Source organism: Gluconobacter sp. P5H9_a (assembly GCF_018812085.1).
Taxonomy (GTDB): Bacteria; Pseudomonadota; Alphaproteobacteria; order Acetobacterales; family Acetobacteraceae; genus Gluconobacter.
Genome location: NZ_JACRVW010000037.1, coordinates 1 through 3614, shown reverse-complemented (window position 1 = coordinate 3614; position 3614 = coordinate 1). Strand labels below are relative to the sequence as shown.

The window sequence follows — 3614 nt, the reverse complement described above, 5'->3', positions numbered from 1 at the left end:
TCTAGTGGGCGTGTAAACTTGGCGCTTAAATTAAAATTTGGGTATTTCCCTGTTATTTTTGGATGTAAATAAGCAGCTATTTCTACGTCTGATTGAGATATATATCTTCCTGCCCATTTTTCTATAATATGCTTTAGAGCTCTACTGTGTTTTGGTTTTGTTTTTATTGTTGTCTGAGCATCTAACCATTCATACGCCATCCTAATACAGTCTTCATGCTCGTGAAGAATGTCTGATGGATGTTGGTACTTGAAGCCAATTTTGGCATCGTTAATTTCTTTGTCAGTAAGCACTGTATAATTTCCTCTTATCAAAATACTTAACCAAATATGGTAATGTTAGATGTCACGAAAATGGGGCGGCTTTTACACCGCTCCAGAGCAACATCAGAAGTATTTTAGTGGCTAAAATACTCCTTGTCCTCTGAGCAAGCAGATGAGCATAGCACAGAGCAGAACAGACCCGGAGCGAGCGCAGCGCGGGAGCGGCGTAGCCCGCCCGTCAGGGCGTCTGGGTGGGATTAAGCCGTAAAATCGAAGATGACTTTTCCTGCGCCTGCGTGAGCTATTCCCTGCAATTCTAGGGGCGATTTTGTATCTGCATCAGTGATAGTTAATGACCCACCGGCTTGAATGCTTTTCGCAATTCCTTGCAGTTCCAGACTACTTCTTCCTTTAGCGGACATTTTGATGCTGGCGCCTGCTTTGGCTATCCCTTGCAGTTCTAATGGCGATTTCATTTTTCATATCCCATTGCGTTTTTTCAGAAATGGGAAAACACTGTCCCCATAAACGGCGAAAGGCCGGAGCAGCGAACTCCGACCTTTCAGCTTAACCCGCCAGTAGCAGTGGACGGGTCAGCTTTCCGAGGTGAACGATAACCCGTTTCCGGGGTTCCCCTCAAGAGAAGATGGCCAGTCCGAGTGAGGATAGACAGTGGCCATTACTTCCAAGACCTCCCGTCCCATGACAAAATGGCAGATTATCCGCCGGTTTCAGGCCATGCTTCGTCGTTTCCGGTCGGAAGGTAAGCTGACTCTTGGGGAAGCACATGCGCTGGCGGTTCTGCCGGAGTTCATGGGGGACGATGGGGCTATGTTCCCTAGTCACGAAGCAATGGCAGAGAAGTCAGGCGCCAGCCGCCGGACGGTTATCAATGCTCTGAATCGGGCCTATGCGCTCGGCATCGTGAAGCACACGCCCCGCTATCAGTATGATCGCCAGCTTGGGAAGCGGGTGCGGACATCGAACGCATATGAGATCGTTCTGTCGGCACTCCAGCAGGTGGCGCAGGCGGCCCGGAACTTCATGCGGACAGTGCGTGCTCACCTAAGTGCAAGACCTGCACAGGAACGTCCTTCTAGTTCTTTTTTAAGACCTGAAAGAGTCTTTCAGCCCCCCCAGATGACCCATGCGGAGATGGTCGCATGGTGTCTGAAGGAAGCGAAAGCCACCTGACGGCACCTAAGTGCAAGACCTCATTCTGACCTAAGTGCAAGCCAGTCTGACCTGAGTGCAAACGCATGTCCGGACGCCCTGACGGGCGGGCTACGCCGCTCCCGCGCTGCGCTCGCTCCGGCCTTGGAAGGACGGAAAAACCGGGCAAGAGGGGATTTGCTCAAGGGGTATGAAGTGAGGCGGCAGCGAGACCGGCAGAGCCTCACCTAGAAGGCCGCAAGTCCTGACTGGTCGTAGGCTTCTGCTTCATTCCAATCTTCTGAATGCTCTATGTGGTTGGACGTAGCTTCACGAGGACTGTTGAGCGTTCCCGCCCATCGCTCGGCCTCTTTGAGTGGGTCAGCCGGTCGGAGCAGCCGGAACAGGTGGTTCTTTGACCATGCCCATTTTCCGGCCGGGTCGATGCGTTCCAGTGGTGTTGAGACGAACCAGCAGTCAGACGGGCCGAGCACTGGATGAGATCGCGCCCATCCTGCCAGAACCGGGCCGACATTCGGAATCCTGACGATCTGCCAGTGATCGACCGATGGTAGGGACGGGGATGCCACCATCTCCGCCGGTGGGTCGGAGTAGTGGCCGGTTTCCTGTGCTTGTCGGGTCAGATCGTCATAGTCCCGACGCAGTGCACGGGCGCGCTCGATGGGGGTCATGTCGTACCGAATTTCTCGTGGGTAATCGGAAGGGGTCAAGGGGGTTTCCCCTTGCACACGGATTGAAGCGGAGCGGCCCTTTAGGGTCAATCGGTAGTGTGTTACTTCTTGCATAGCAGGAAGGAATGACAGGTGGCAATTTTCGCGGCGGTTCGTGCGGGTGCTCTCAAGTCCATCGGGACGGGTCGAGGTGGAATCCTCTCAACGGAATATCACGCCAAGCGTCTCGATCCGGTCTCCCAGAAACGACACGTTCGGGACAGTGATCCGATAGCGTGGAGCAAGGCGGAAGGCCCCACGGATTACGTGAAAGCGTTCAAGGCGCACAAGCGGGCCACTGGTGCCAGTGAGCGGAAGGGTGCGGATCTCGGGATGGAGTTCAAGGTGGTGGTCAGTCCTGAATGGCTGGCCGAAACCGGAGACCCACATGACGCGGCTAATCCGAGGGTGCAGCAGCTCGTCGATGAAGCGAAGGCATGGGCCGAAAGTTGGGGTGGTGCCGGTGCCGTCTGGGGGCTGCGCTATGACACCGACGAAAAAGGCTCCGGGGTGGTTGATGTGTTCATGTCGCCAGTCCGGGAACAACGGCACAAAAGCGGGAAGTCCAAGCCGGTTATTTCGTGTCGGAAGGCGAAGGAGGAGCTATTGGCCTCTGAACGTGCCCTAGAGCCTGATTTAAAGACCTCTGGGGCTGCTATGCAGTCCAGTTGGGCACGTTGGGCGCGGGAGAGGCTGGATCGCCGTCTAGAGCGCGGAAAACCGAAAATAGAGACGGGTGCCGTTCATCAAAATGCTGACCTGTATGCCCGGATTGCCGAGCAGAAAGAGGCTGATCTTCGGAGGCGGGAAGAGGCTCTGGCAGAGCGGGAAGCGGCCTTTGCGGAACGGGAGCAGAAGGCGCAGGAGGTTCGGGCTGGCTCAAACCAGTTTGCTGCGGCATTCCGGGGCGGTGAGGTTCGCAGGGTTTGCCCGTCACCGAAAGTACCTGACCGGCTGGGGTGGTGGGCAGCCAAAGATATGCCAGAGGCACGACGTGAGGAGTTGCGGGCGGCATGGCGTTTAACTGCCCTGCCTGTGCGGGAGGCCTTGGCAGAGGTGTCCAGTGCTGCGCTGGCGGTTGAGGAGCGAAGCCAAGCGCTACAGGAGCCGGAAGTAGCGATTGAGAAGGCAAAAGCTGAGGCGATTGCAGCACTTCGAGAGGACTTTGACACTCTCAAGCGGGCATGGGTGCGCAATGAGGCGACCTATAACGTCAGCACGTCAGGGGACTGGCGCTGGTGGTTAGCTGAGGGCCTGACAGTTGCCCGGAAGAACCGGCTGCAAGCCTGCGTTCAGAGTGTCGGGGAAATGGTAGGCTTCATGGCGCAGCAGTTTGAGGAAATGGTTAATGGGGTTCTGCAATACATTTCCCCGTCCGCCCGATCTGAGTTCGAGGCAGAATGGTAAGAGGCTGTTGAGCGTGGCTATGCGCAAGTATGGAACGGTGTAGGAGACGGGCCGGGTGAGG

General features: G+C 55.8%; 5 protein-coding genes. 2 read left to right on the top strand and 3 right to left on the bottom strand.

The window, feature by feature from the left end; genetic code table 11:
* Positions 1–293 (bottom strand): hypothetical protein (locus KP708_RS15310; protein WP_215757226.1); only part of this gene is annotated, 293 nt, incomplete at its 3' end.
* A gap of 227 nt (positions 294–520) precedes the next feature.
* Entirely contained in the window at positions 521–739 is a 219-nt protein-coding gene (locus tag KP708_RS15305) for a hypothetical protein (protein WP_215751377.1), read from the bottom strand.
* Between the two features lie 196 nt (positions 740–935).
* Here KP708_RS15305 and KP708_RS15300 point away from each other — a divergent pair, with 196 nt between their 5' ends.
* Entirely contained in the window at positions 936–1457 is a 522-nt protein-coding gene (locus tag KP708_RS15300; protein WP_371822799.1) for a helix-turn-helix domain-containing protein, read from the top strand.
* A 206-nt stretch (positions 1458–1663) separates the two neighbouring features.
* Here KP708_RS15300 and KP708_RS15295 read toward each other — a convergent pair whose 3' ends face one another.
* Complete coding sequence (locus KP708_RS15295; RefSeq protein ID WP_215751376.1) at positions 1664–2146, bottom strand: hypothetical protein; 483 nt, start codon at positions 2144–2146, stop codon at positions 1664–1666.
* A 93-nt stretch (positions 2147–2239) separates the two neighbouring features.
* Between KP708_RS15295 and KP708_RS15290 the strand changes: the two genes are divergently transcribed.
* Positions 2240–3553: a hypothetical protein gene (locus tag KP708_RS15290; RefSeq protein WP_215757225.1), complete on the top strand. Its 1314-nt coding sequence runs from the start codon at positions 2240–2242 to the stop codon at positions 3551–3553.
* Positions 3554–3614: the final 61 nt, after the last annotated feature.